This is a genomic window from Variovorax sp. V35, from assembly GCF_041154465.1.
Lineage (GTDB): Bacteria > Pseudomonadota > Gammaproteobacteria > Burkholderiales > Burkholderiaceae_C > Variovorax > Variovorax boronicumulans.
This window is the reverse complement of the sequence record NZ_AP028666.1, coordinates 6,512,638-6,537,042: the sequence shown is the minus strand read 5'-3', so window position 1 is coordinate 6,537,042 and position 24,405 is coordinate 6,512,638. Positions and strand designations below refer to the sequence as shown.

Sequence of the window (24,405 nt, the reverse complement as noted above, 5' to 3'; positions counted from 1 at the left end):
GGCGTGCCTTTTCGAGGTCGTGCAACCAAGTGGAAAGGGCGGGGGCGTAGCCGTGCCAGGGCGCCTGCCCTCGCCGCCAGGCGCTGACCCGGAAATGCGGGGTAGCGCTCCTGGACGGTCGCGATGCGGCTCAATCCCGCCTCCAGAGCCATGGCGTCGAAGGGGGGCCCAGCAAGGTGGCATCGCCACGTCCCGAGACGATGGCATGGTGCCGTTCCTGCACGCCGCCCACCCGCTCCAGCGCGTAGGCGTCCGGTCCGATGCCTTCGTCCGTGAGCATGGCGCGCAAGGCCACGACGAAGCGGTTGTCGGGTGCGTCGACGAGGATGCAGTCGATGCGGGCAGGCCCGGATGGGCGACGAGCGCGCTGCGCAAGCTGGTGAGCTGGCTGATGGCGTCGAAGTCGGTGGGTTTGTACGGAGACGCTGGAGTACCGCATCACCTACACGAACAACGGCGACGCGCCGATCCGCAACATGGTCGTGAACGACATGACGCCGGGCTACACCACCTTCGTGAGCGCAACCACCGGCACCACGCCGGCGTCGCTCACGGGCTGCGTCAAGACCACGCCGGCGAACGCGCCGCCGGCGGGCGCGGTGGCCTGCACCACGGCCCAGCCCGCAGGCGGCACGGGCGCGATCGACTGGCGCTTCACGGGCACGGTCGAGCCGGGCGGCACGGGCTTCGTGCTGTTCCAGGTGAAGGTGGATTGATCAGCTGAAGTTCTTGCGGACAAGACTTGCGCCGCGCAGGGCGCGCTCGGCGGCGTTGTTGTCGATCTCGATGGACCTGTCATCGCGGTAGCGTGTCAGCGCCCCTAGTCGTGTGAGCGTGTACCCGATGCACGCGCAGGTCCTCCAGCGCCCATCAGGGCACGCCGGGCAGCGCCTGGGCCGCGAGCGCGTCCAGCATTGAAAGGTCGACAAGGTTCGCGTAGCCGGCTACCGCACCCTCAAGCCCGAGACGGCGCCGCTGATCGATCAGAAGCTCGACGCCCTCGCGATCCGGCACGAGGCTGGGCGGTCGCAGGGCGATCTGGGCCGCCACTGCGCCGGGGGGATAGCCGGCATCCACCAGGGCCTGAAACACGGCCGGGTTCCCGGAACTCATGCGGTCACTGGCCGCCTGCAGCCCACGCAGCCAGGGCGCCAGGCGAGGGCGCAGGGCATCGAGGGCGGCTTTGCGCAGCACTAGGCCCTGCCCGGGAAAGGCCGGGTAGCTCTGCTGCACGCAGGCGAGCGCAGCGAAGCCCGCACGCAGCGCCACGGCGTCGAAGGGCGGGCCCAGCAGCGTGCAGTCGCCGCGGCCGGCGAGCAGCGCGTCCCAGCGCTCCTGCACGCCGCCGGCGGGACGCAGTGTGTAATCGACGGCATGCAGCGTCGCGTCGGCCAGCAGTGTGCGCAGGGCGACCACGAAGCCGTTCGCGGGCGCGTCTACCAGCACGGTCGCGCCCCTGAGTTCCTCGAGCGTGTGCAAGCCGGCGCGGGCGATCAGTTGCAGCGGCGTGGTCCGCTCGACCTGGGCCACGATGCAGAAGTCCTGCGGGCCGGGCCGAAGGTTCCAGTCCATCACGTTGTCCATGGCCGTGACCACCATGTCGGTGCGGCCCGCGCACAGCGCTTCGAACTGAGCGTCGGACGAAGGGTTGCGCGTGCCCTGCACCGCATCCGCCGCCACCAGGCCCAGCGCCGGCGCCACCGCCGCCACGGCCGGTTGCACGAACCACATCACTTGCATGCCATCAGCCATGCGCTCGGCCTTGGGTGGTTGCTGTCGCGTGTACCGGGGTCGCGGAGGACTTGTCGCGCGCACCCAGGCGGAAACTGACCGCCGCCAGCAGCCCGATGGCCAGCGCCGCCCAACCCAGGCTGCCGTAGCCCAGATGCTGCGCCAGCACCCCGCCCAGCAGCGGCCCGCCGGCGGAGCCGGTCATGATCATCACCGGGCTGGAGGCAACCACGCGGCCGGTCGGGTCCTGCCGTGCCAGCAGGCCAAAGGCGAAGATGTGGGTGAAGGCCAGCACGCTGATCAGCAGGGAGGCCGAGATCACGTACATGGAAAAGCTGTTGCCCTGCGTGACCAGTAGGCCGGCGGCGGCCTGTACCAGCGGGCCGATGCAGACCACCGCTGTTGCAGACCAGCGCCGGTCCAGCAGACCGGCGAGGGCGGAGGGAAAGAGATTCGCGATGCCGCTCACGACCAGCACCAGGCCGATCTGCGCCGCCGTGTAGCCATGCCAGCCGCCGATGCGCTCGATGAAGCCGAAGACCATCGCGTGGTTCAGCGTCATCAGGCTCACGCCGGCCATGCCGAACCACACCTGCGAAGGCAGGCGCACACCGGCCTGCGACGGCGGTGCCAGCTTCCAGTGCGCCGGAAAGGCGATCAGCGTGCACAGCGCGGCCACGCCCATGACGCCGGCCATGGTGGCGAAGAAGGCGTTCGCGCCCAGGCGCTGCACCAGCGGCGGTAGCACACCGAAGAAGGCGATGGCCAGCACCGCTAGCGCGGTGAAGGCGATGGCGGCCAGGCGATGCGGGTTGGTGCTGGCGCCCATGGTGCCGTGCGTCATGGACAGCCCGCAGCCCACAGTCAGGCCGGCCACCGCGTGCAGCCCCGCGAGGGCGGCGTAGTCGCGGCTGAACATCATGCCCGCGAAGCACAGGCCGGCCAGCGCGTAGGCCGTCGGCGTGATGCGCTCGCGCCGCAGGCGGTTGAGTCGGGGTGCGAAGCACAGGCTGCTGAGCACCACGGCGGCCAGGAACAGGGTGGCCAAGGCGCCGGCGAGCTGGGGCTGCAGGCCCAACTGGCCGATCAGCACCATGCCCACCCAGACGGGCAGGGACACGATGTCCATCAGTCCGGCGCAGTGGCCGGCCACTAGTGCGATGCGGCCCGGGATGCCGTCGCGCTGCTGGCCTTCGAGGCCCGGGGGTTGGGTGTCTTGCATGGGTTCTGTCTCCTTTTTCTTGGGGGGGTCATCGGCGCCTGAATGCGCTCACATGTCTTGGAAGGTCTCGCTCAGCCAGTCCGCGATGTAGTCGCGCGCGACGGTGCCGTTGTCGGCGCCGAAGTGCTCGACTTCCATGTGCTCGCGGGTGGTGATGAACAGCTCCCGCTTGGGGCTGTTGACAGCGAGGTCATAGGCTTGTTGTGCATAGGCCAGGGGGATCTGCCGGTCGCCGCCGGGGTGCGTGACCAGGAAGGGCACGCGGAGGTCGGCGAGCACGCCGCTCAGGTCCATGCAGGGCGCCCAGGCCATGAACTCTTCCAGCGAGCGCTTGCCGAAGACCCACATCACGTGCTCCCAGTAATGCGGCACCGGGCGGTCGCCTTCGCGCGCCAGGCGCCGACGCTGCACTTCACCCCAGTTGGTGTTGGCGCCCAGCACGGCGCACAGCTTGAAGCGCGGCTCCATGGCGGCCGCGCGCGGCGCGAAGTAGCCGCCCAGCGATCCGCCGAACATGCCGATGCGTGCGTGATCGACGTCGGCGCGCGTGAGCAGGTAGTCGCAGGCCGGCGTGGCCCAGGCCTCTGCGTCGTGCCGGCCCGGAAGGCCGAAACTGCGCAAGGCCTCGCCGGAGCCGGGTTGGTCGACGATCAAGGTCGACACGCCCCGTTGCCGGAAGGACTGTGCGAAGCCGATGCCGTAGGCCTGTTCCTTCATCGAGTCCAGGCCGTTGCAGCAGACCACGCAGGGTGCGGCTCGGCCGTCCGCGCCCGGCGCGGCGCCCACGAACAAGGCTGTGAAATGCCGTCCTTCGTAGGGGATGTCCACGAACTCCGTGTCGTGGCCCTGCAGCGCGAGCGCTACGCGAAAGTACTTCAGGCCGTCCTGGTAGGCGCGCCAGCGCGGCGCGTGGCCGGCGCTTTGCATGCGCTCGGCGCCCAGCAGGTACAACGCCGCGCGCTGGAACTTGATGCCCGCCGACAGGCGTCGGTTGCGTGCAAGGTCGCGCTGGGCCATGGCGATGACCTGGCGGGCGACGCCCAGCCAGGCGTCGAACAGCAAGGCGGTGTCGGCCTCCTCGCCACGCAGAGCGGCCTCACGCACTGGGCGGCAGACCGCGTCCAGCTCGCCGTGGTTGCCGCCCGCGAGAAGCGCCAGATTGATGGACAGGTTCCAGACGTAGTTGCCGGGAAAGGGTTCGAACATGAGGGGCCTTTCGTGAGCGGGGGACTCTGAGCGCGCAGTGGGGACCTCGAACGTCGCGAGGCCCGTCCTACGCTCGGCGGGCGGTCAATCCAGCCGGATGTTGTTGGCCTTGATCACCTCGCCCCAGGTCTTCTGGTCCGTAGCCCACAAGGCCTTGAAAGCGTCGGGACTGGAATAGATGGCTTCGCCGCCGCTGTTGGCGAAGTAGTGCTTGATCTCCGGGTCCTGCGCGGCTTCGGCCAGCGCCTGGACCAGACGCTGCGTGACGGCACCCGGCAGCCCGCGCGGGCCGGAGAGGCCCATCCACGAACCGCTCAGCGAGAGGTCGCGCACGTTCTGCTCGCTTAGGGTGGGTACGTCCGGCATCACGGCCACACGCCGGGCCGTGACCACGCCCAGGGGACGCAGGCGGCCCGAGCGCACGAAAGGCAGCGCCGTGAACACTTCGCCAAATAGAACCTGCACCTCATCGGCCACCAGGGCCTGCACCATGGCGGCGCCGCCCTTGTAGGGCACGTGCACCGCGTCCAGGCCGGTGCGCATCTTCAGCAGTTCGGTTTGCAGGTGCGGAATGGTGCCGATGCCGGGCGTGCCGTAGTTCAGCTTGCCCGGGTGCTGCTTCCCATAGGCAATGAGTTCCTGCAGGTTGCGCACCGGCACCTTGTCGTTGACGAGCAGCACGGCATTGAAGCGCCCGAAGCCGCCGATGGGCACGAAGTCGCGCGCACCGTCGTAGGACGGCTTGTCCATCAGCAGCGGGGCGGTGATCTGGCCGGCCAGCGTGGAAAGCAGAAGCGTGTAGCCGTCGGGCGGCGCATGCAGCACTTGCGAAGTGGCCAGCATGCCGGAGGCGCCGGGTCGGTTGTCCACTACCACGCTCTGGCCCAGGCGGGCCTGCAGCCTTTCAGCGAGCACGCGCGCGGGCCGATCGACCGGCCCACCCGCCGGCACCGGCACCACCAGCCGGATCGGGCGCGTGGGGTAAGCCTCCGTGCCCTGGGCGTACGCCGGTGCGAACGCAGATGCAGCCGTAGCCGCCGTCAGGCAGACGAAGGAGCGGCGCGTCAAGGCGCTAGCAGTGCGGGTCTTGGGGGTCATGTTCGTGGTCTCCAGATCTTTCGAGGGGCGGGGCGGGGTGAGACCGGGCTCAGTCCACCTGAAGGCCTGCCTTGTGAACAGAAGCGCGCAGCAGCGGCAACTCGCGCGCCACCCGCGTCTCGTAGGCGCTGCCGGGTTCGGACTGCACGTCGATGCCGCTGCGCCGCAGTTCGGCTCGCACGGCGGGGTCGGCCAGCGTGCCGGCCAGGGCCTGGCCCAGCGCGCGGCGCGCCGTGTCGGGCAACCCGCGGGGCGCCACGATGGCCATCCAGGTCACGAACTCGAAACCGGGATAGCCGGACTCGGCCAGGGTGGGCACCTGGGGCAGCGATTCCGCCCGGCGCGCACCGGTGACGGCCAGCGGTCGAACCTTGCCGCCCGCAAGTTGGGGCAGCGTCGCGATGGGCGTGTCCACCATCAGCGGGATGTGGCCGCCAATCAGCTCGGTCATGGCTGGCGCGCTGCCCTTGTAGGGCACGTGCTGCAGCTCGATGCCGGCGCGCAGCTTGAACATCTCGCCCGCCAGGTGCGAGACCGTTCCGGAGCCGAAGGAGCCGTAGCTGAGCTGACCGGGCTTTTCGCGTGCCAGCGTCACCAACTCCGGGACGTTGCGCGCCGGCAGGCCTGCATGGGCCAGGATCACCATCGGCGAGCTGCCAATCAAGCCGATACCCTCGAAGCTGCGCACGGGGTCGTATGGAAGGCTCGTGCGTAGGGCTGGGTTGACGGTGAAGGTGGTGTTGGAGCTGATCAGCAGGGTGTAGCCATCCGGTGCGGCGCGGGCCACGAAGGCCGCACCGATGGTGCCGCCCGCGCCGGCGCGGTTGTCCACCACGACGCTTTGCTTCAGGCGGGTGGCCAGGCCCTGAGCCATCAGGCGCCCGATCACGTCGGTGGCGCCGCCGGCGGGAAAGGGAACGACCAGCGTGATGGGCCGCTGCGCAAAGGCAAAGGCGGCGCTGCATGACAACAGCATGGCTGTGGCCAGGGCGCGGGAGAGGAGGGATCGCATGGCTGAAGGCTCCCGATGGGGCGTTGGGACGATGGGGGAGGCAGGTGCGAGCGGCTGGGCTCAGGTCGGCTGCGGTAACTGGGCAGGATCGATCAGCATCAGGTCGCCGTGGCGGCCGATGCGGAAAGGCACGGCCTCCAGGTGCACACCCCGGCAGGGCCCGTGTACACACAAGCCACTGTCGAGGTCGAACAGGGCGCCATGGGCGGCGCAGACGATGTGCTCGCCCGCGGCGTTCAGGTAGGCATGCCGGCGCCAGGGCAGCGGCGTGCCCAGATGCGGGCAGCGGTCGGCCCACACGCGCACCTGTCCGCCAGATTGAACGGCGAATACGCTGTCTTGACCACTGCCAGCCGGGTCGAAGCCGCGCGCATGTCCGTCGCGCAGCTCGGCCAACGCGCAAAGCCGCACTGGGAGAGATGCTTCAGGCATGGCTGCCATCCGTCGGTGGCGCGTCGGGGCCGGGCGCCCAAGCCTCGCGGTAGGCGAACAGGAAGACCTGTGAGCGGTCGGCAGCTATCGGCCATTCGCGCGCCTGCCAGCTCGCGTCGTGCAGGTCCATGTCGGCGTCCATCTCCATGTTGCAACCGAAGGGGCTCTTGAAGTACCAGAACCAGTTGCTACCCATCTGATGGCGGCCCGGACCCCAGAAGGACTGGTAGCCCTTCTCGACGAAGTGCTTGCCGTTGAGCAGCACCTCGGTCGGCCCGCCGAAGTGGAAGGTGAAATGCTCCACTCCCTTCACATGCTCCGGTGCGGTGATGAAGAAGTGCGTGTGGTGGTCCAGCGTGCCTGCCGGCTGCAAAAAAGGCCCCATGCCTACGAAGCGGTCGACGACCCTGAACCCCAGCCGTGCATAGAAGGCTTCGGAGCGGGCGGGATCGGGCACGAAATACACCACGTGCGACAGCGTGCGTGGCCGCACCGGCAATGGCATTGCCGCATCCACGCCAAGCTGATTGGCGGGCCGCTGGAACGGCGAGCCTGTCGCGTTGATCACTTCGGCTGCGAGTGTGACGGGCCGGCGCACCGTCAACTGGAAGCCCAGCAGGAAGCCGTCGTCGTCCACCGATTCGATGGAGCCGTCGGGCAGGCGGCGCACCTCCCGGTCCTTTGCGAGTTCGGCGGCAATCGCCTCCAGCTCGGCTGGGTCACGCACGCCCATGACGGTCTTGCGCAACGCGCAGTTTGGAACCCTGGCAGGCGGCAGCGCGGGGTCGTCGGCGGCGGCAATCACCACCGCAGTCCCGTCCAGCGCTTCGAAGCGTCCGTCGCCGGCCTCGTGCAGCCCGTAGTCGAGCAAGTACTGGCGGCAGGCGGTGACGTTGTCCACGCCAAAGACAAGCGTGTCTAGGCCTACGATCTTCATGGGATGTCTCCTTAGATGTGTGGGCGGCAGATGGCTCAGGCTCAGAGGCCGCCCAGCGCCACGTACTTGATCTCGAGGTAGTCGTCCATGCCGTACTTGGAGCCCTCGCGCCCCAGGCCCGAGGTCTTGACGCCGCCGAAGGGCGCCACCTCCGTGGAGATCATTCCCTCATTGACGCCGACCATGCCGAACTCCAGCCCTTCGATGACTCGGAAGATTCGACCGATGTCGCGCGCGTACACATACGACGCAAGGCCGAACGGTGTGTCGTTAGCCATTGCGATGGCCTCTTCCTCTGTCTCGAAGCGGAACAGCGGCGCCACCGGGCCGAAGGTCTCGTCACTGAAAATCAGTGCATCGCGTGGCACGTCTGCCAGTACAGTCGCCTCGAAGAAGGAGCCGCCCAGCGCGTGCCGCTGTCCACCTGTGATGACGCGTGCGCCCTTGGACACCGCATCGGCGATGTGCTCTTCCACCTTCTGCACGGCGTCCTCGTTGATGAGCGGTCCCAGCACCACGCCCTCGTGCATGCCGTTGCCGATCTTCATTTTCGCAGTGGCTTTGGCTAGCTTCTTGGCGAAGGTGTCGTAGATGCCCGACTGCACCAGCAGCCGGTTGGCGGCGACGCAAGCCTGGCCCGTGTTTCGGTACTTGGCCGCCATCGCGCCCCTCACGGCGGCATCGACGTCGGCATCGTCGAAGACGATGAACGGTGCGTTGCCGCCCAGCTCCATGCTGGTCTTCTTGATCGTCGGCGCGCATTGCGCGAGCAGTTGCGCGCCCACCTCGGTGGAGCCCGTGAACGACAGCTTGCGCACTATCGGGCTGGCAGTGAGTTCACCGCCGATCGCGCGGGCGGAGCCGGTGACGACGTTGCATACGCCCTTAGGCAGGCCGGCACGCTCGGCAAGCACAGCCAGCGCCAGCGCCGACAACGGTGTTTGGCTGGCGGGCTTGATCACGCCAGCGCAACCCACCGCCCAAGCCGGTCCGGCTTTGCGGGTGATCATGGCAGAGGGAAAGTTCCAGGGCGTGATAGCGGCAAATACCCCGATGGGTGCCTTCTGCACGAGGATCCGGCGGCCATCCACATTCTGGGGAATGATGTCGCCATAGACACGCTTGGCCTCTTCAGCGAACCACTCTATGAAGCCGGCGGCGTAGAGGATCTCGCTGCGCGCTTCGACCAGAGGCTTGCCCTGCTCGGCGGTCATGATGACTGCGAGGTCGTCGATGTTCGCAAGCATCAGGTCGTACAGCGTCCGCAGGACTTTGGAGCGCTCCTTGGGCAGCGTCTTGCGCCAGCTCTGCATGGCGCGTTCCGCCGCCGCGATGGCGCGACGCGTTTCAGCCGCGCCGCCGTTGGGCACACGTGCTACGAGTTCGCCCGTGGCGGGGTTTCGCACCTCCAACGTCTGTTCGCTATCGGCCTGCACCCATTCGCCGTCGATCAGCATGGCCTGGCGCAGCAGGCTGGGGTCTGTCAGAGGCATTACTGTGATGTCATTCATGGCGGGTTCTTCTTCAGACCGGGTTGCGGCCGACGAAGAACGCATCGTCCGGGTCGGTCGTAGGGTTCAGCCCGGCTGCTTGCGTGGCGTTGCGCAGCATGGCCATGTCGCGTCCGTGTACCCGCGCGGTCGGGTGGCGGATCGGGCCGCCGTTGTAGCCTTGCAGCCAGCTCTGGTACTTCCACATCAGCCGGTTCGACAGTGCATGTCCACCAAACCCTACGGTGGCCACGGCCTTGCGCATTGGATCGAGCTTGTAGAAGATCTCGGTCGCCTCGTTAAACTTGCCTTCGCGGATCAGCTTGTGCGCGCGAGGAATCCAGGGGCCGAAGAAGGCGCTGTAGTTGGTGCCGCAGAACGGGATGTCCATCACCTGAGCCAGCGGGATGTACTCGTACTCGAGCGGCGATGAGATCACCACCTCCTTGTGGAACTCGCGGTGGCATTCAATGGCCGACATGATGTAGGGCATGCCGCCTTCGGTCTTGATTGCCGCCACGTTGGGGCAGTCATCCACCAGGCGACGCAGCACTGGAACAGGGATGTCGGCGGGGTGAAGTCGGCTGAAGCCCCAGATGGGAACCGGGAACAGCATGACGGCCAGGTTGGTGGCGTCGCACATGGCCTTGCTGTACTGGTACACCTCTTCGTAGGACTTCGGATAGAAGTGGGGGGGGTACCCGAGCAACACGAGTTCGGCGCCGTTGGCTTCGGCGCGCTTGACTGCAGCGATGTTGTCTTCCAGCGTGTTGAACACGGCGTGGTGGACCACGATCAGACGACCCTTGGCTTCGTCCACCATCAACTGTTGAAACTGATCGTGCTCCTCAAACGACAGCGGCACTTCGGAGACGGCCAGCGATCCGACGAAGCCGTGCTCGATGGTGAGGTTCACGTCGTGACGTATGGCTTTCTCGTTCAGGCACGTGAAGTCCGACGTCATCGTCGGGATCGTCACGTTGGCAACGCCAACGAGATGTTCGCGTGCCCATTCTCGGGCTTCGCTTCGGTGGTATCTGGCCATGGTGTGCTCCTTGTTTCCTTCAGATGGCTTTGGATTCGAATTCGATTGGCAGTGGGACCGCCAGCCCGGCCTGCAAGGCTTTCTCCAGAATCAGTTCGGCGATGACGATGTCCTGGAAGCCACTCCCTACCGACTTGAAGAGGGGCGCGCGTGAGGCGCGAGCGCGATCCGCTGCCGCATCGCTGAGAAGTGCTGACAGGCTGATGGCTTTGTCATGGGCCTCGATGCCTGCCGCGCGGGCAGCGATCATGTCGCCGGTGTCGTGCAGCACCTCTTCCAGCATGTCGCAGACGATGAAGTCGCTGCGCGCGATCACCGATGCGTCGAGCTCGCGCTGCTGAGGCACGGTTGAGCCAATCGACACCACGGCGGCGCCGGGCGCGAGCCAGTCGCCGTGCAGAATTGGCTGTTCGCCGCGCGAACGTGCTGCCGCCAGCACGAGTTCGGCGCCTTCCACGGCTTCCTGCGGAGTAGCTGCGGCGCGTGCGGCTACGCCAAGATCGCGTGTCACCGCCTCCGCGAAGGCGACACGGCGTTCCGGTGTGGGGCTGAAGACCACAACTTCGGTGAGTGGGCGAATGCTGGCGAACGCACGCGTATGCATCGACGCCTCCAGGCCGCTGCCGAGCACCGCCAGACGGGCCGGACCCGGAGGCGCCAACCGGTCCAATGCCGCGGCCGATGTGGCGGCGGTGCGCAAGCCGGTGACGAGGTTGCCGTCGATGAAGGCTGCGATGCGGCTGGTGTGCCGATCGAACAGCACGATGACGTACTCGACGCTCGGCGACACCACGCCTGCGGCAGCGCCCATGAGCTTGGCACCGTAGTAGCGGCCGCCCGCTGGCGCGGCCGGCAGTGTTCGCAGCCAAGCTTTGTCGGAGGCGGCAATGCTGCGCGCGGGGGTTGCAGCGGCGTCATTGGGGCGTGCATAGGCCGCCTGAAGCGCTTCGATCGCATCCTTCCAGCGAAAGACTTGCTGGGCGGCACTGCTCGAGATGAATACGGGGGCGGTCATGATGCGGAGATGTCCTTAAAACGGTTGAGCGAGCAGGGCGTGACCTTCCATGAGCAGTTCCATGCCGCGTCCGCCGTCGCCGCCCGCCTGCTCGTTCACGCAGATCTCCAGCGAGATCTCGTAGAGGCGCTTGACTCTGGGCGCACGCCGCTCGCAGTAGGCGGCCAGCGCTTCAGGCACGCAGGCATGCTGGCTGAGCTCTTGCGCCAGTGCGACTGCGTCCTCGATGGCCATGCCGCCACCGGAAGTCATCTGCGGCGTCATGGCATGCGCGGCGTCGCCCACCAGGGCCACGCGGCCGCGATACCAGGGCTGGGGCATGAGCAGGATGTCGAGCGGCCGGAAGCTGACGTGGCGCGTGCCATCAATGCGCGCGGCCACTTCCGCGATCTCCGGTGCCGTGAAGGGCGCCAGGCGCTCGCGCAGAAGCTCGCCCAGTCGCTCGGTCGGAAAGCGCACGTGCTGCGCCGAGTTCTCCAGTGAGAAGAAATAGCACAGCTCTTCGGACAGCGGCAGCGTTCCAACGGTCTGGTGCCCTTCGCCATGCCAGAACACCATGCCTTCCAGTCCGGCTGGTCGCTCGACCGTGTAGCGCCACACGCCCTGGCCGGCAAACTTGGGCTGGTACTGGCTACCGAAGGCGCGCGTGCGCACCTTGGAATAGACCCCGTCGGCGCCTACGAGCAAGTCGCAGCGTCCAGTTTCGCCGGTGGACAGTCGGTAGCTCACGCCGTCGGCGTCAGACTCGAAGTCCTCCACCGTGGTGCCGAAGTCCAGCTGCGCGCCGTTGGCTTCGGCGTGCTCGGTCAGCACCTTCGCCAGCACCGGACGCATGATGCCGATGGCGGCAGGTGCGTCGGAGCGGTAGACGCGCCCGGCGTTTTGCTGGTGCAGCGTGCGACCCGTGGCGTCCCGATTGGTGATGGAGTCCCACGCGAAGCCGCGCGCAATGCAATCCTGCGCCAGCCCTACCTGGTCCAGCGCGCGCAGGGTGTTGCCCAGCAGCATGATGCCAGTGCCGAGCTGCTCCGTGCGTTGGCCGGCCTCGATGACGCGCACCGCGTGGCCTGCGCGGGCCAGGCCGTGCGCCAGCGTCATCCCTGCGATGCCGCCGCCAATGATCACGATCCGATGTATGTGGCTCATGAAGTCTCCTGTAGGTTCTTCTGAATTGGGTTCGCTCGCCGGTCTGACTGCTGGTGCAACGGGTCAAGCGCGTCCATACCTTTAATCTATACGATGCGTATCGTTTTGATATGAGGGTTTGCACCGTGGTGCGAGTGGTGCAGATGTCGGCTTGCGCAAGGGCGAAAGCAACGCTGCGCAGGGGTCTGGCCGTGCCTGTTCAGCCGCGCGTTTCGGGCGCGCGTCAGCGATGTGCCTGGTTCGCGTGCTTCAGTGGCACGCTTCGGTAGCGCGGGTCGGCTCGGTGTCCGCCCGCCTCAGCCACGCGCGAGCGCGACCTCGATGCCCCGGATGGCCTGCTCGATCTGCGGGCGTAGCAGGGCCACGCGCGCGGGTGTCATGCGCGCGTTGATGGCTGCGATGCTCACCGTGCCCACCACGCGCCCCAGCGTGTTGCGAAAGGGCATGCCGATGGCCGTGACGCCGGGCGTGATGCGGTTGCGGATGAGCGCGTAGCCCTGCCGCCGTGCTGCGGCCATGGACTCGCGCAGCGCCTTTTCGGGAAAGTCATAGTCGACGGCGATGCGTCCGGCCACCTTGTCCAGGATCGCATGGCGCTCCTCGTCAGGCAGTGCGGCCAGGATCGCCAGACCGCCTGCACCCAGCCCCAGCGGGCGCCGGCTGCCGATCTGCAGCGTCAGCACGCGGATCGGCGAGGGGCCTTCGTGGCGCTCGATGCACACCGCCTCATCGCCGCTGCGAATCACGACGTAGACCGTGTCGCCGGCCTCCAGCGCCAGCCGCTCCACCGCCGGCCTGCAGGCCGCGCGCATGTCGAACTGCTGCGCCGCCGCAAGGCCCAGCTCGAATACCACCGGCCCGAGCGCATAACAGCGAGTGGCTTCGATCTGGCGCGCAGCCCCTTCCTCCACCAACTGGCTCAGCAACCGGTGCACGGTGGACGGTGCCAAACCCGACGCCGATGCCAGGCGCGACAGCGGCAGTCCGCGCGGCCCGGCGGTGGCCAGCGCGCGCAGCAGCGCCATGGCGCGCTTGAGCGGGCCGGCATGTTCGAGCGTCAAAGAGGATTCCATTGAACGGAAAAGTAGGGGAACGAATGAAGGGCTGCTTACAGAATTCTCGGCCATGAGCAACCGCCTCAACCTAGGAAATTCATGAAACTTGCAAGCATCAAGAACGACAGCCGCGACGGTGCCCTGGTCGTCGTGGACTGCGCGCTGGCGCATGCCGTGCGCGTGCCGGAGATCGCTCCCACGTTGCAGCAGGCGCTGGAGCGCTGGCGCGAGGTCGCGCCGCGGCTGGCCGAAGTGGCTCGGGCGCTGGAGGCTGGGCAACGTGCTGATGCCTTCGATTTCGACCCGGTGCAGGCCGCTAGCCCGCTGCCGCGCGCCTACCAATTCCTGGACGGCTCGGTCTACCTGCACCACATGGAAAAGGCGCGCAAGGCACGCGGGGCCGACATGCCGCCCAACTACAAGACCGATCCGCTGATGTACCAGGGGCTGTCGGACCGCTTTGACGGTCCGCGCGATCCCATGCGTGTGCCCGATCCGGCCCTTGGCCTGGACTACGAAGCCGAGGTGGCGGTGGTGGTGGACGACGTGCCCATGGGCGTGAGCGAGGCGCAGGCGGCCTCGCACATCCAACTGGTGATGCTGCTCAACGACTACACCCTGCGCACCCTGACGCGCACCGAGCTGCCCAAGGGCTTCGGCTTTCTGCAGGCCAAGCCGACGAGCGCCTTCTCCCCGGTGGCGGTGACGCCCGATGAACTGGGTAGTGCCTGGGACGGCGACAAGCTGAGCTTGCCGATCCTGTCTTTCGTCAACGGCCGTCCCATGGGCCGCGCCAACGCCGGGCGCGACATGTTCTTCAGCTATCCGCGCCTGATTGCGCACGCGGCGCGCACACGCTCCCTGGCGGCCGGCACGATCATCGGCGCTGGTGCCGTCTCCAACCAGGATGCAGAAACCGGCTACGCCTGCATCGCCGAGGCGCGCGCCGACGAGGAGCTGGCCACCGGCAAGGCCAACACACCTTGGCTGGGCTTTGGCGATGCGGTGCGTATCGAAATTCTGGATGGCCAAGGCCGCAGCATCTTCGGTGCGATCGACCAATGCATCGAACCCGCTTGATCCCGCAACGAGGTCGCCATGCTTGTCGAACAACGCACGTACACGCTGCATCCGGGTCAGATAAACGCGTATCTGAGCCTTTACGAAGCCGAGGCGCTTGCCATCCAGCGCCGCATCCTCGGCCGGATGGTGGGCTACTACCGCAGTGAGATCGGCGTCCTCAATCAGGTGGTGCACTTGTGGGCTTACACCGATCTCGCTGAGCGCGAACAGCGCCGCGCCGTGCTGCTGGCCGACGAGGGCTTCAAGGCCTACGTCCGCGAGATGCTTCCGATGCTGGTCAGCCAGGAATCGCGAATCCTCGCACCGGCTCCCTTCTTCACGCCGATCTGGCAGGAATGACCTGCTCACCGTTCCCCTTGTGCACCCTTCAGGAGATCACACCATGCTCTGCAAGAAGCTCCATCACGCGGCCTACCGCTGCAAGGACGCCGCTGAAACCGTCAGGTTCTACACTGAGGTGCTGGGCCTGAAGTTTTCGCATGCCATGGGCGAGGATCACGTACCCTCCACAGGTAAGTACAGCCCACACATCCACATCTTCTTCGAGATGGAGGACGGCAGCAACATCGCCTTCTTCGAGTGCCCGCGCGACGCGGGTGAGCCCTCAGGCCGCGACCTCGCGACGCCGTCATGGGTGCAGCACTTTGCATTCGAGGTGGACGGTACCGACACGGTGCTGGCGGCGAAGAAAGCCTTGGAGGCCAAAGGGCTGGAGGTCGTGGGCCCGACCAACCACGATGATTTCATCACGTCGATCTATTTCTTCGACCCTTCGGGTCACCGGCTGGAGCTGACCGCACGCACTTGCGATCCGTCGCGCTACCGCGTGTTCGAGAAAGAAGCGGCCCAGGTCCTGGCGTTGTGGAACGAGACGCGCGACTGGTCGCAGCGCGCCAGGTTGTTTGGCGGGCAGAGCGGCTACGAACGGACGAACTGAATCCCATCCCATAGCACCCAGAGGCAGTCGCGCACCGGCGAGGCTGCATCCACTCGGAGCAGACATGAGCATGAACGTTTCACCACGGCCCCCCTTGCGGCGTCGGCAATTCAACCTGGGCCTGGGCCTAGCCATGGCAGCGCCCGCCACTTGGGCCAAGTCCGAGGACTACCCGCAAAAGCCCTTGCGCTGGGTCGTGGGCTTTCCCGCGGGTGGCGGCACCGATGTGCTTGCGCGCACCGTCGGCGCGCAGCTGTCGGCGCAGATGGGGCAGACCGTCTATGTCGAGAACAAGACCGGCGCGGGCGGCACGCTGGCGGCTGAGCACGTGGCGGCTTCGGCGTCGGACGGCCACACCCTGCTAACAGGCGACGTCGCGATCATGGTCTTCAACCGGGTGTTGTATCCGCAGGTGCGCTACGAACCGCTGCGCGACTTCGCGCCTGTGGGGCTGATGGCGCGCTTTCCCCTGGTGATCGCCACGCACCCAAACAGCGGCATCGGTGCGCTGGAGCAGTTCACGGCCGCGGCGCGGCGCGGACAAGCCAGCTACGCCTCCGCAGGGGTCGGCACACCGCACCACCTGGCGATGGAACTGCTGTTGTCCCGGGCCGGACTGAGCGCGGTGCACGTGCCCTACCGCGGCGATGCGCCTGCGCTGCAAGACCTGTTGGGCGGCATGGTGCCGGTGGCGGTGCTTGCGCCGTCACTGTCGCTGCCCTATGTGCGCAGCCAGAAGCTGCAGGCGCTGGCGGTCACGTCCGAGCGCCGGCTTCCGCAGTTGCCGGAGGTGCCCACGCTCGCAGAACTGCGACTGGTGAGCGAAGGTGTCTACGCCTGGCAGGGGCTGGTGGTGCCGAAGAAGACGCCAGCAGGCGCGTTGCAGCGCCTGTCGCGCGAACTGGGCGCCGCGTTGTCGCAGGCGCCGGTGCGCAGCAAGCTCGAAGAACTGGGCATGGAAGTAACGCCCAGCGACGGCCCCACACTGCAGGCTCATGTACACGCCGAACAGGCTCGTTGGGATCCGATGATCAGGTCACGTGGCATCAAGGCGGATTGAGATGAGCAAGGCGACGAGCAACGAGAACCAGGCCTTCGACGCGGATGTACTGGTGGCCGGCTACGGTCCCAGCGGCGCGACGATGGCGGCCTTGCTGGCAAAGCGCGGCTGGCGCGTCGTGGTGGTCGAGCAGGCGGCGGCGATCTACGACAAGCCGCGCGCGATCACTGCCGACCAAGAGGTGCTGCGCATCTTCCAGGAGCTCGGCATCGCCGACGAAGTTGCAGCGCAGGCCATTCCCCATCCAGGCACCGACTACCTGGGCATGGACGGCCAGATCATCAAGCGCTTCTATCCGGCGCCGCCGCCAGACCCGCTGGGCTGGATGCCCAACTTCATGTTCCTGCAGCCCGAGCTGGAAGCCGCGCTGCGCCGAGCGGTGGAGCGTGTCGGCCAGGTTCGCACGCTGCTGGCGCACCGCGTGACGCATGTCGCGCAGGACGCTCAGGGTGTCGAGGCTCGCGTGCAGCGCTTGGCCGATGAGGCAGCCTTCACATTAAAGGCGCGCTATCTCGTTGCCGCTGATGGTGCGAGCAGCACCGTGCGCAAGCAGATGCAGCCGATAGTCGAGGACTTGGCTTTTGACGAGTGGTGGCTGATCGTCGATGCCTGGCTGCGCGGCCCGCTGGACCTGCCGTCGCGCGCGGTGCAGTACTGCCGGCCCTCACGTCCTGGCACCTACATGGTGGGCCCCGGCGCGCTGCGGCGTTGGGAGATCAAGATGCTGCCGCAGGAGACGCCTCGGACCTTTCAGGACCACGATGCGGTCTGGCGCGTGCTGAGTGAGTTCGTGGACACGAACGGCCTCGAGCACTGCCGCACGGCGGTCTACCGCTTCCACGCGCTGGTGGTCGAGCAGTGGCGGCAGGGACGTGTGTTTCTGGCCGGCGATGCAGCGCACCAGATGCCGCCCTTCCTGGGGCAGGGCCTGTGTGCGGGTGTGCGCGATGCCTTCAACCTCGCCTGGAAGCTGGACGCGGTGATGCGCGGGCAAGCTGCCGACCACCTGCTGGACAGTTACACCGACGAACGCAAGCGCCATGTGCGCACGGTGGTCGAGCATGCCAAGACCTTCGGGTTGATCATCGGCGAGCTGAATCCCGAAGCGGCGCGTGAACGCGATGTGCGTATGGTGCAGGAACTTGCGTCAGGCCGTGCCGAGACGGTGCGCCAGCGCTTCATTCCCGGGCTGGAGGCCGGCCTGATCGCCCGCGACGCCGCGGGCGCGCCGGCGCCAGGCGCCGGGGCTCTGTTCGTGCAGCCCTGGGTGCGCCAAGGCGGCGGCGCATGGCAGCGCCTTGACGACGTGCTGGGGTCGAGGTGGGCGATCCTCTTGCTGAACGGCGGGGGTGATGCGCAGGAGGGGCCGGCCTGGAGCGACGAACTCGATGCGCGTTGGCAGGCCCTGGATGGGTGCCGGTTGCGCATTGCCGCACCCGGGACGTGCGAGGAAGAGGGGCTGGCTGTCGTCGAGGAGCGCGATGGGCTACTAGCGGCCTGGCTCAATGGATGCGGCGCCGTGGCCGCCGTGGTGCGGCCGGACCGGTATGTCTACGGCGCGGCGCGTTCCGCGCTGGAACTGCGTTGCATGGTGCAGGCTTTGGTGGAGCAGGTCCGTGCCGGTCAGGGTGACACCCGGCTGGACCCGGCGAATACTTAGGTCAGCCGCGCCGATGCCGCTTAGCCGCGGCACCTGCTTCGGGCTGGGTGTTTTTTCCAGGCGGACCGGATGCTGCCTTTACGGCGCCCTTGCCGACGACCTCGGCGGTAGGCGTGCTCAACAAGTTCAGCATGGTGGCCGCATGTGCATCGGCGAAGGCCTTGTCCAGCGGCAGGTGGTCAATGAGCAGGCGGAAGTAGATGGGCGAATAAAGCATGTCCATGGCCGTTTCCGCGTCCAGGTCGGCCCGGAACTCACCCGTACGGCACGCCTGCTCGATGACTTCTCGCACCACGGCCTGCCGGCCGTAGAAGAAACGTTCTCGGAACTCCCGCAGCACCGTCGGGTCGCCCTGACCCTCGGCCAGAATTTGCGCCACCAGACGGCCCGAGCGGCCGCCATACTCTTCGATCAGGGAGTGCAAGTGCCGATTGAGTGCCTCATGTGCCGAGATTTTCTTGGGCATGGGCGTGTGCGCCACATGGTACTGCATGAAGGCGTCGATTACGACGGAAGCCTTCGACGTCCACCAGCGATAGATCGTCGCCTTGCCGACGCCCGCCTCGCGCGCAATCGCTTCGATCGACACCTGCTGAAGCGTGTTGCCTTCTAGCAGTTTCAAGGTGCTGCGCAGGATGGCGGTGCGGGATGTGTCGCTGCGGGTGCGTCCGGGCGAGCGCCGACGGTCTTCCGGCGGCTCCGCGGCGGCAACTGTGCGCGTGGCCTTCGCAGCTGCGACGGTGAGCTTGCGGGGCCTCGCTTCTCGCCCATCGCGGGAAGGGACTGTGGCTCTCGATGTCAATGGATCTCCCGGAAACAAGGCCTGAAGGTCGATGTTACCTTTCGCTGTTGGCGCTCTGCGGCCATCGCCCGGGATTCCCGCCCCTTGTTGGCGATCATGTCCGGTTTTTTGGCGGCACGGCTTCCTGCGGACCGGGGCCTGGGGGCGTTGCCCTGGCCCGCAGCAGCTTGCCTGCCAAGCCCATGAGGGTTTTGGAGCCCGTGAGAGCGAGCACCGCGTATTCGAGGGGGGCGGCCAACAGGCGCTTGGGGTCGACGAGGCTGCCAGGCGCTTTGCTTTCAAGCCCCATCCGGGGGTTGACGGAGCAACGCACCGGCATGTTGAACATCAGGCGCCGGATGCAGAGGTTGTCGCGTTCGCAGCGCACGATGTCGGCCACGCGCCCCTGGACGACTTTGCGCGGGTACTCGGGGTCTGCGAGCAGCGGCCGTGCCAGCATGACAAGGTCGCCATGCCCCTGAGCGATCGCGCGGGCGGCCTGGACGGGGTCGTGCAGCCCTGGCAGCAGTAGTGGCACCGACACGGCCTGGCGAAAGGCGGCCGCGTCGCCATCCTCGATGATCGTTCCGTCGCGCACCGACAGGCCGACGTTCATGGTTTCGTAGCAGCCCTGTGAGAGCGCGACATAGTCCAGGCCCGCGGCCTCGACTTCGCGCGCAATGGCCGCATAGCCTTCGGACGACTGGCCGCCCTCGACCTGATCGCTGGAGACGAGGCGCAGGCCGATGACGAAACGCGGTCCGGCGCGTTCACGGATCGCCCGCACCATGTTGGCGAGCATGCGGGCGCGATTGGGCACCGAGCCGCCGTAGGCGTCAGCACGCCAATTGGTGCGAGGCGCCAGGAACGAGGCCAGGAAATAGCTCATGTGCGCCGGCAGTTCGACGCCGTCCCAGCCGGCCCGTTGCATGCGCAGCGAGGACTCGATGGTCTCGCGCTCATAGGCCTGGATTTCGGCCACGCTGGCCTCCTGGGGCATGGGCGTCGTGCGGCCACCCGGCACGTGCAGGCCGCGCGGAAAGCGGGACTCAGGAATGACTACGTTCAGTGGGCTGGCCGAGATCAACGGTCGATCGGCGGTGGGCACGCCCATGCGGCCGAAGGCCGTCGAAACCTCGGCGATGAGCGGCACGCCCAGAGCGTGCATGGCGTCGCCCAGTCGGCGCAGCCCAGGCAGGAACTCGTCCCTGTCCATGCGCAGGATGGGCCTGAACGGCGCTTCGTCCCAGCCGCGCTGGGTTCCGATGGCGCCTCCGACGATGATCATGCCCACGCCGCCGCGCGCCCGGGCCTCGAAGAAGGCCAGGGTCTGGTCCGTGACGCGGCCCTCGCGGTCCGGCGCCGTCACCGCCATCGGGCCCATCACCATGCGATTGGCCAGCATCAGGTGATTCAGCTTCAGTGGCTGCAGAAGAGGCGCCACGGCCAGCCCGCCGTCTGCAGCCGCCGGGGTCGCCTCAGAACCCGACATTCCCGGAGCCCTTGAGATCCAGAAGCTGGCGCGCCTCGTCGGGCGTGGCGATCTCCAGGCCCAGCTCGGTCAGGATGCGCCGAGCCTTGGCCACCTGCTGTGCGTTGGACTCGGCGAGCTCGCCGCGACCGATGTAGAGACTGTCTTCCAGGCCCACGCGTACGTTGCCGCCCAGAATGGCCGACATTGTGGCCAGGGGCATCTGGTTCTTGCCGGCCGCCAGTAGGGACCAGTGGTAATCGCTGCCGAACAGGCGGTCGGCGGTGCGCTTCTGGTGCAGCACGTCTTCCGGGTGTGCGCCCTGTGCGCCGCGCAGGCCGAAGACGCTCTGCACGAACAGAGGCGGCTTGACCAGCCCGCGCTCCAGGAAATGGGCCAGCGTGTACAGGTGGCTGGTGTCGTAGCACTCGAATTCGAAGCGCGTGCCGCCGGTGCGGCCCACGTTCTCCAGAATCCACTCGATGTCTTCGTAGGTGTTGCGAAAGATCATGCCCCGGGTTGATTCGAGGAAGGGCTTCTCCCAGTCGAATTTCCAGTCGCGGTCGCGCCCAGCCATCTCCGACAGTACCAGGTTGATCGAGCCCATGTTGAGCGAGCACATCTCGGGCTTGAGGTCGCGACCCGCGGCGGCCCGCTCGGCGATCGGCATCGAAGGCCCGCCGCCGCCGGTCGAGATGTTGATCACGGCGTTGGTGGCGGCCTTGATCTCGCCAACGAACTGCCGGAACACCTCGGGGCTGCCGGTGGGCTTGCCAGTGGCGGGATCGCGCGCATGCAAGTGGATGATGGCCGCACCCGCCTCGACGGCGGCGATGGACTGCGCGGCGATCTCCTGAGGGGTGATGGGGAGGTGCTCCGACATCGAGGGCGTATGCGCGCCGCCAGTGACGGCGCAAGTGATGATGACCTTGCTCATGGTTTGTCTCTCTTTTTGGCGTGGGGGCTCGGGCGCTCAGGGCTTGTGCTTGCCTTCGAGCGCGAGGTCGATCAGCACGAAGGCCATACGGCAGGGCTTGTCGGAGCGGTTGGACCAGCTGTGGTTGGTGGCGCGCTGCACCAGCACGTCGCCGGGGCGCATCAGTCGCTCCTCTTTGTCGAGCATGGCGTAGATCTCGCCCTCCAGGCAGATCGCGTAGTCCAGCGTCTGCGTCTTGTGGAACCAGAAATGGCGAGACGGATCGGCCGGGCCGCTGGCATGCACGCCGTTGTCATCGATGAAGCGCGCCAGCCGGGCGTGGTCGTACTGTGCGTCGGGCGGAAAGTCGGCAATCCGGAAAACCGTGCCGCGCGGGGAATGGAAGCCGAACGGATGGCCAGCAGGCGCCGGGTCCGCGCCGGCGGCGATGGCTTCACCGGTGGCCCAGGGCACTTGCGCGCTGGGCACTCCAGGCTCGGTCACCTGGTTCGGCGTGGGACCATCGAAGGCGAAGTAGGAGCGGCCTTCGGCGTCTTCGCCGGTGACGAAGCGGCGCACGGCACGAAACGGGTTTTGAGCGTCGGGATGAGCGGTGGACATGTGCTGGAGGAGGTAATTTGTAAAACGATACGAAGCGTTTCATGAAGTGGGGCGTGAGTCAATGTCGCTACCTGTCAGTAAGGTAGGTGATTTCCCTGGAGGCTAACTGTCCTGTTGACATTGGTCGTCACGTCTCGTTAACATTAATTCGAGACGATGAGTATCGATAATAGATCGGCATTTGAAGAAAACCAGCCCTATCGGGCATTAGGAGACAGACATGGAAAGACGTACCGCTCTGCAGGCCTTGGCTGCTGCTGGCCTGGCCTCGATGGGAGCTGCGCGCGCCAGCGAGGCGCAGCCGCTGAACCTGCTGGTGGGCTTTGCCGCGGGCTCCGTGCCCGACCTGGTTGCGCGTGTGATCAGCCGTCCGCTGACGCAGGCGCTGGGTCGCACCACCATCGTCGAGAACAAGGGGGGCGCAGGAGGCCAGTTGGCGCTGGCCGCGCTCAAGCAGCATTCCGCCGTGGCCCAACAGCTCGCCATCACGCCTGTGGCTGCGTTGTCGCTGTATCCGCTGACCTATGCCCGGCTGCCTTACGACCCTGAGCGCGACTTCGTGCCGGTTTGCAGTATCTGCGTGATCGACTTCGCGTTGGTGGTGGCCGCCGACCATCCGGCGCAGACGCTGCAGGAGTTCGTGGCTTGGTGCAAGCGCAACCCTGGCAAGGCCAGCATCGGCAATCCGGGCAGTGGCAGCTCGCCGCACTTTGTGGCTACGCTGTTCGGCACGGTCGCTGGTATCCAGGTGGAGCACGTCCCCTACCGTGCGCCTCCGCAGATCGCACAGGAGGTCATTGGCGGCACGCTGAGCGCCGGCATGGCGTCAGTGCCGCTGTTCTCCGAGCTGATCAAAAGCGGCCGCTTGCGTGTGCTCGCCACTTCCGGCGCTCAACGCAATCCCTTCTATCCGCACATTCCGACCTTTTCCGAAGTGGGCTACCCGGGCGTCGTGGGCCAGGAGTGGTTCGCGCTGTACGCCCCTGCGGGCGCTTCTCCCGATCTTGTCGCCGCCCTGGGCAGGGCGGTGTTGCAAGCGGTCGGGCGGGACGACGTCAAGGCCGCCCTCACGCCGCTGGGCTTGTCGCTGGATGTGCGCGACGCCGTGTGGCTGGCCGAGCGCCGGCGGGAGGAGTCGGCCCAATGGCGCGCAGTGGTGCAGCGCACCGGCTTCAAGGCTCAGTGACGGCGCCTCCGTCGCGTCCTGTTTCGTGTTTCCTGTTTCCCAACCGATGTGCCAATTGCACAGAAAGGATCTGTTCCATGAAGTTCGGTCGTATTTCCAGAGAAAGCCCTGACGGTCCGGTGGCCCGGCTAGTCGTGGTTGAGCCCGAGAAGGGCCGCGTCATCGATCTGGCGCGCGCCGCCGCGCTGCATGCAAAAGCCAGCTTTCATGCCACCGACGCGGGCGCCATACGGTTGGCGCAGGCACGCTTTCCAGGCAGTCTGACGCAGGCGCTGGGCGCCGGTGCCAACCTGGCCGAGGCGGCCGCTGTCGTCATCGGGGGGCGGTTCGGTGACGACGCCTCGCTGCCCATTGCAGATGTCAGCTGGCTTGCCGCATCCGACCCGACGGTGCTGCGTGACGGTCTCGCTTTCACCGGCCACATCAAAGGATGGCACGAGCGCATGAAGCGGCAAGTACCCGACGCGATTCTTCAGATTCCGGGCTTCGCGAAGAATTCGCCCGTGATGGTGATCGGCAACGGCGCCACGGTGCCCTGGCCAGGCTACATCCAGCACATGGACTACGAGCTGGAACTGGGCTATGTCATTGGCCGCCAGGGTTCCAACCTTCGCCCGGAAGAGGCGACGCCGTACATCTTCGGCATCACGCTCTACAACGATTTCAGCGGCCGCGACCTGCAACACAATGAACTCGCCATCGGCATGGGCGCGACCAAGAGCAAGGACTTCGCGCATGCCATCGGCCCGTGGGTCACGACATTGGATGAGTTCGCCGACTTGGACGCCATTCCCATGGAGGTGCGCGTGAACGGCGAGACCTGGGCGCGCGGCAACAGCGGCAACAAGTTGTGGACGCCGGCAGAGTTGATCGCCTACGTGTCGCTGGGCGAGCGCATCGAGCCAGGCGACGTGATCGGCTCCGGCACCATGGGCGGTGGCTCGGCTCTGGAACTCAATCGCCAATTGCAGCCCGGTGATGTGGTCGAACTCGAGGCCGGCGGGATCGGCGTGCTGCGCACGACCATGGGTCAAAAGCAGGAAGGTCTGTGGTGGCCGACTCCACGCCAGCCCTTCATGTGAGTGCTGCGGACCCGGGTGGGCCGCAAGCAGGCGTGCGGGACAATCCCACGCGCGCGCAGATCGCCGCCAGGGTTGCGCAAGCGGCCGCACCACAGCTGCAGCCCGGACGCACGTGCGCGACGATCAGCCTGACCGTCAACATGATGGCGGCAGCTCAGGCGGGGCGCATCTTCGCCACTGCGAGCGTCGAGCGTCGAACGCCTGGGCCGCAACGTGGCG

Annotated in this window: 25 protein-coding genes and 1 pseudogene; 8 read left to right on the top strand and 18 right to left on the bottom strand. The window is 66.9% G+C overall.

Going from position 1 to position 24,405, the window contains the following annotated elements; translation table 11 throughout:
• Positions 1-130: 130 nt before the first annotated feature.
• Positions 131-439 (bottom strand): hypothetical protein, encoded by a 309-nt coding sequence (locus ACAM42_RS30115; protein WP_369630350.1) that lies wholly within the window; start codon positions 437-439, stop codon positions 131-133.
• On the opposite strand from ACAM42_RS30115, the gene ACAM42_RS30110 reads away from it, so the two are divergent.
• Positions 426-716 carry a hypothetical protein gene (locus ACAM42_RS30110; protein ID WP_369632819.1) on the top strand — a complete coding sequence of 97 codons (291 nt, stop codon included), beginning with the start codon at positions 426-428 and terminating at the stop codon, positions 714-716. The genes ACAM42_RS30115 and ACAM42_RS30110 overlap by 14 nt on opposite strands.
• 6 nt (positions 717-722) lie before the next feature.
• Here the strand turns inward: ACAM42_RS30110 and ACAM42_RS30105 are convergent.
• The 13 genes and pseudogenes from ACAM42_RS30105 to ACAM42_RS30045 all read right to left on the bottom strand — a co-directional run.
• Positions 723-818 (bottom strand): annotated as a pseudogene (locus tag ACAM42_RS30105) (transposase); the annotation flags it as partial.
• A 52-nt stretch (positions 819-870) separates the two neighbouring features.
• Entirely contained in the window at positions 871-1,752 is an 882-nt protein-coding gene (locus ACAM42_RS30100) for an ABC transporter substrate-binding protein (RefSeq protein WP_369630349.1), read from the bottom strand.
• Positions 1,745-2,953: an MFS transporter gene (locus ACAM42_RS30095; protein WP_369630348.1), complete on the bottom strand. Its 1,209-nt coding sequence runs from the start codon at positions 2,951-2,953 to the stop codon at positions 1,745-1,747. Before ACAM42_RS30095 ends, ACAM42_RS30100 begins: the two co-directional genes overlap by 8 nt.
• A 48-nt stretch (positions 2,954-3,001) precedes the next feature.
• On the bottom strand, positions 3,002-4,159 hold the full coding sequence (locus tag ACAM42_RS30090; protein WP_139701270.1) for an alpha/beta hydrolase: 1,158 nt from the start codon (positions 4,157-4,159) through the stop codon (positions 3,002-3,004).
• Between the two features lie 84 nt (positions 4,160-4,243).
• Positions 4,244-5,257 carry a tripartite tricarboxylate transporter substrate binding protein gene (locus ACAM42_RS30085; protein WP_139701271.1) on the bottom strand — a complete coding sequence of 338 codons (1,014 nt, stop codon included), beginning with the start codon at positions 5,255-5,257 and terminating at the stop codon, positions 4,244-4,246.
• 49 nt (positions 5,258-5,306) lie between these two features.
• Positions 5,307-6,269 carry a tripartite tricarboxylate transporter substrate binding protein gene (locus ACAM42_RS30080; RefSeq protein WP_260685107.1) on the bottom strand — a complete coding sequence of 321 codons (963 nt, stop codon included), beginning with the start codon at positions 6,267-6,269 and terminating at the stop codon, positions 5,307-5,309.
• Positions 6,270-6,329: 60 nt separating this feature from the next.
• Complete coding sequence (locus ACAM42_RS30075; RefSeq protein ID WP_185993680.1) at positions 6,330-6,701, bottom strand: Rieske 2Fe-2S domain-containing protein; 372 nt, start codon at positions 6,699-6,701, stop codon at positions 6,330-6,332.
• Positions 6,694-7,638, bottom strand: coding sequence for a VOC family protein (locus ACAM42_RS30070; RefSeq protein ID WP_139701272.1), 945 nt, complete (start codon positions 7,636-7,638; stop codon positions 6,694-6,696). The genes ACAM42_RS30075 and ACAM42_RS30070 overlap by 8 nt, the downstream gene beginning before the upstream one ends.
• A gap of 41 nt (positions 7,639-7,679) precedes the next feature.
• On the bottom strand, positions 7,680-9,149 hold the full coding sequence (locus ACAM42_RS30065) for an NAD-dependent succinate-semialdehyde dehydrogenase (protein WP_369630347.1): 1,470 nt from the start codon (positions 9,147-9,149) through the stop codon (positions 7,680-7,682).
• Between the two features lie 13 nt (positions 9,150-9,162).
• A complete protein-coding gene (locus ACAM42_RS30060; RefSeq protein WP_369630346.1) occupies positions 9,163-10,173 on the bottom strand; it encodes a dihydrodipicolinate synthase family protein in 1,011 nt (336 codons plus the stop codon).
• A gap of 19 nt (positions 10,174-10,192) precedes the next feature.
• Entirely contained in the window at positions 10,193-11,188 is a 996-nt protein-coding gene (locus tag ACAM42_RS30055) for an ornithine cyclodeaminase family protein (protein ID WP_139701275.1), read from the bottom strand.
• Positions 11,189-11,203: 15 nt separating this feature from the next.
• On the bottom strand, positions 11,204-12,334 hold the full coding sequence (locus tag ACAM42_RS30050) for an FAD-dependent monooxygenase (protein WP_139701276.1): 1,131 nt from the start codon (positions 12,332-12,334) through the stop codon (positions 11,204-11,206).
• 296 nt (positions 12,335-12,630) lie between these two features.
• Complete coding sequence (locus ACAM42_RS30045; protein ID WP_185993679.1) at positions 12,631-13,407, bottom strand: IclR family transcriptional regulator; 777 nt, start codon at positions 13,405-13,407, stop codon at positions 12,631-12,633.
• An 81-nt stretch (positions 13,408-13,488) separates the two neighbouring features.
• On the opposite strand from ACAM42_RS30045, the gene ACAM42_RS30040 reads away from it, so the two are divergent.
• The 5 genes from ACAM42_RS30040 to ACAM42_RS30020 all read left to right on the top strand — a co-directional run bounded on the left by ACAM42_RS30040 (position 13,489) and on the right by ACAM42_RS30020 (position 18,129).
• Positions 13,489-14,469 (top strand): fumarylacetoacetate hydrolase family protein, encoded by a 981-nt coding sequence (locus ACAM42_RS30040; protein WP_369630345.1) that lies wholly within the window; start codon positions 13,489-13,491, stop codon positions 14,467-14,469.
• An 18-nt stretch (positions 14,470-14,487) separates the two neighbouring features.
• The gene (locus ACAM42_RS30035; protein ID WP_369630344.1) at positions 14,488-14,811 is read left to right on the top strand and encodes an NIPSNAP family protein; all 324 of its coding nucleotides are present in this window, start codon (positions 14,488-14,490) and stop codon (positions 14,809-14,811) included.
• 43 nt (positions 14,812-14,854) lie between these two features.
• Positions 14,855-15,409, top strand: a complete 555-nt coding sequence (locus ACAM42_RS30030) for a VOC family protein (protein WP_369630343.1) — start codon at positions 14,855-14,857, stop codon at positions 15,407-15,409.
• A 64-nt stretch (positions 15,410-15,473) separates the two neighbouring features.
• Positions 15,474-16,469: a Bug family tripartite tricarboxylate transporter substrate binding protein gene (locus ACAM42_RS30025; protein ID WP_369630342.1), complete on the top strand. Its 996-nt coding sequence runs from the start codon at positions 15,474-15,476 to the stop codon at positions 16,467-16,469.
• A 1-nt stretch (position 16,470) separates the two neighbouring features.
• Positions 16,471-18,129 carry a bifunctional 3-(3-hydroxy-phenyl)propionate/3-hydroxycinnamic acid hydroxylase gene (locus ACAM42_RS30020; RefSeq protein WP_369630341.1) on the top strand — a complete coding sequence of 553 codons (1,659 nt, stop codon included), beginning with the start codon at positions 16,471-16,473 and terminating at the stop codon, positions 18,127-18,129.
• Position 18,130: 1 nt separating this feature from the next.
• Here ACAM42_RS30020 and ACAM42_RS30015 read toward each other — a convergent pair whose 3' ends face one another.
• The 4 genes from ACAM42_RS30015 to ACAM42_RS30000 form a co-directional block, all read right to left on the bottom strand.
• On the bottom strand, positions 18,131-18,751 hold the full coding sequence (locus tag ACAM42_RS30015) for a TetR/AcrR family transcriptional regulator (protein WP_369630340.1): 621 nt from the start codon (positions 18,749-18,751) through the stop codon (positions 18,131-18,133).
• A gap of 274 nt (positions 18,752-19,025) precedes the next feature.
• Positions 19,026-20,315 (bottom strand): NADH:flavin oxidoreductase, encoded by a 1,290-nt coding sequence (locus tag ACAM42_RS30010; protein WP_369630339.1) that lies wholly within the window; start codon positions 20,313-20,315, stop codon positions 19,026-19,028.
• A gap of 73 nt (positions 20,316-20,388) precedes the next feature.
• The gene (locus ACAM42_RS30005) at positions 20,389-21,318 is read right to left on the bottom strand and encodes a 3-keto-5-aminohexanoate cleavage protein (RefSeq protein WP_369630338.1); all 930 of its coding nucleotides are present in this window, start codon (positions 21,316-21,318) and stop codon (positions 20,389-20,391) included.
• Positions 21,319-21,354: 36 nt separating this feature from the next.
• Complete coding sequence (locus ACAM42_RS30000) at positions 21,355-21,918, bottom strand: cupin domain-containing protein (RefSeq protein ID WP_139701286.1); 564 nt, start codon at positions 21,916-21,918, stop codon at positions 21,355-21,357.
• Positions 21,919-22,138: 220 nt separating this feature from the next.
• On the opposite strand from ACAM42_RS30000, the gene ACAM42_RS29995 reads away from it, so the two are divergent.
• Both ACAM42_RS29995 and ACAM42_RS29990 read left to right on the top strand, forming a co-directional pair.
• On the top strand, positions 22,139-23,104 hold the full coding sequence (locus ACAM42_RS29995) for a Bug family tripartite tricarboxylate transporter substrate binding protein (protein ID WP_369630337.1): 966 nt from the start codon (positions 22,139-22,141) through the stop codon (positions 23,102-23,104).
• Between the two features lie 77 nt (positions 23,105-23,181).
• Positions 23,182-24,186: a fumarylacetoacetate hydrolase family protein gene (locus tag ACAM42_RS29990; RefSeq protein ID WP_139701288.1), complete on the top strand. Its 1,005-nt coding sequence runs from the start codon at positions 23,182-23,184 to the stop codon at positions 24,184-24,186.
• Positions 24,187-24,405 lie beyond the last annotated feature (219 nt).

What these genes read in the sequence shown, in the direction of transcription:
- ACAM42_RS30115 (WP_369630350.1), bottom strand. Translation starts at nt 439, where the DNA reads ATGCGGTACTCCAGCGTCTCCGTACAAACCCACCGACTTCGACGCCAT.
- ACAM42_RS30100 (WP_369630349.1), bottom strand. Translation starts at nt 1,752, where the DNA reads ATGGCTGATGGCATGCAAGTGATGTGGTTCGTGCAACCGGCCGTGGCG.
- ACAM42_RS30095 (WP_369630348.1), bottom strand. Translation starts at nt 2,953, where the DNA reads ATGCAAGACACCCAACCCCCGGGCCTCGAAGGCCAGCAGCGCGACGGC.
- ACAM42_RS30090 (WP_139701270.1), bottom strand. Translation starts at nt 4,159, where the DNA reads ATGTTCGAACCCTTTCCCGGCAACTACGTCTGGAACCTGTCCATCAAT.
- ACAM42_RS30085 (WP_139701271.1), bottom strand. Translation starts at nt 5,257, where the DNA reads ATGACCCCCAAGACCCGCACTGCTAGCGCCTTGACGCGCCGCTCCTTC.
- ACAM42_RS30080 (WP_260685107.1), bottom strand. Translation starts at nt 6,269, where the DNA reads ATGCGATCCCTCCTCTCCCGCGCCCTGGCCACAGCCATGCTGTTGTCA.
- ACAM42_RS30075 (WP_185993680.1), bottom strand. Translation starts at nt 6,701, where the DNA reads ATGCCTGAAGCATCTCTCCCAGTGCGGCTTTGCGCGTTGGCCGAGCTG.
- ACAM42_RS30070 (WP_139701272.1), bottom strand. Translation starts at nt 7,638, where the DNA reads ATGAAGATCGTAGGCCTAGACACGCTTGTCTTTGGCGTGGACAACGTC.
- ACAM42_RS30065 (WP_369630347.1), bottom strand. Translation starts at nt 9,149, where the DNA reads ATGAATGACATCACAGTAATGCCTCTGACAGACCCCAGCCTGCTGCGC.
- ACAM42_RS30060 (WP_369630346.1), bottom strand. Translation starts at nt 10,173, where the DNA reads ATGGCCAGATACCACCGAAGCGAAGCCCGAGAATGGGCACGCGAACAT.
- ACAM42_RS30055 (WP_139701275.1), bottom strand. Translation starts at nt 11,188, where the DNA reads ATGACCGCCCCCGTATTCATCTCGAGCAGTGCCGCCCAGCAAGTCTTT.
- ACAM42_RS30050 (WP_139701276.1), bottom strand. Translation starts at nt 12,334, where the DNA reads ATGAGCCACATACATCGGATCGTGATCATTGGCGGCGGCATCGCAGGG.
- ACAM42_RS30045 (WP_185993679.1), bottom strand. Translation starts at nt 13,407, where the DNA reads ATGGAATCCTCTTTGACGCTCGAACATGCCGGCCCGCTCAAGCGCGCC.
- ACAM42_RS30040 (WP_369630345.1), top strand. Translation starts at nt 13,489, where the DNA reads ATGAAACTTGCAAGCATCAAGAACGACAGCCGCGACGGTGCCCTGGTC.
- ACAM42_RS30035 (WP_369630344.1), top strand. Translation starts at nt 14,488, where the DNA reads ATGCTTGTCGAACAACGCACGTACACGCTGCATCCGGGTCAGATAAAC.
- ACAM42_RS30030 (WP_369630343.1), top strand. Translation starts at nt 14,855, where the DNA reads ATGCTCTGCAAGAAGCTCCATCACGCGGCCTACCGCTGCAAGGACGCC.
- ACAM42_RS30025 (WP_369630342.1), top strand. Translation starts at nt 15,474, where the DNA reads ATGAGCATGAACGTTTCACCACGGCCCCCCTTGCGGCGTCGGCAATTC.
- ACAM42_RS30020 (WP_369630341.1), top strand. Translation starts at nt 16,471, where the DNA reads ATGAGCAAGGCGACGAGCAACGAGAACCAGGCCTTCGACGCGGATGTA.
- ACAM42_RS30010 (WP_369630339.1), bottom strand. Translation starts at nt 20,315, where the DNA reads ATGCTGGCCAATCGCATGGTGATGGGCCCGATGGCGGTGACGGCGCCG.
- ACAM42_RS30005 (WP_369630338.1), bottom strand. Translation starts at nt 21,318, where the DNA reads ATGAGCAAGGTCATCATCACTTGCGCCGTCACTGGCGGCGCGCATACG.
- ACAM42_RS30000 (WP_139701286.1), bottom strand. Translation starts at nt 21,918, where the DNA reads ATGTCCACCGCTCATCCCGACGCTCAAAACCCGTTTCGTGCCGTGCGC.
- ACAM42_RS29995 (WP_369630337.1), top strand. Translation starts at nt 22,139, where the DNA reads ATGGAAAGACGTACCGCTCTGCAGGCCTTGGCTGCTGCTGGCCTGGCC.
- ACAM42_RS29990 (WP_139701288.1), top strand. Translation starts at nt 23,182, where the DNA reads ATGAAGTTCGGTCGTATTTCCAGAGAAAGCCCTGACGGTCCGGTGGCC.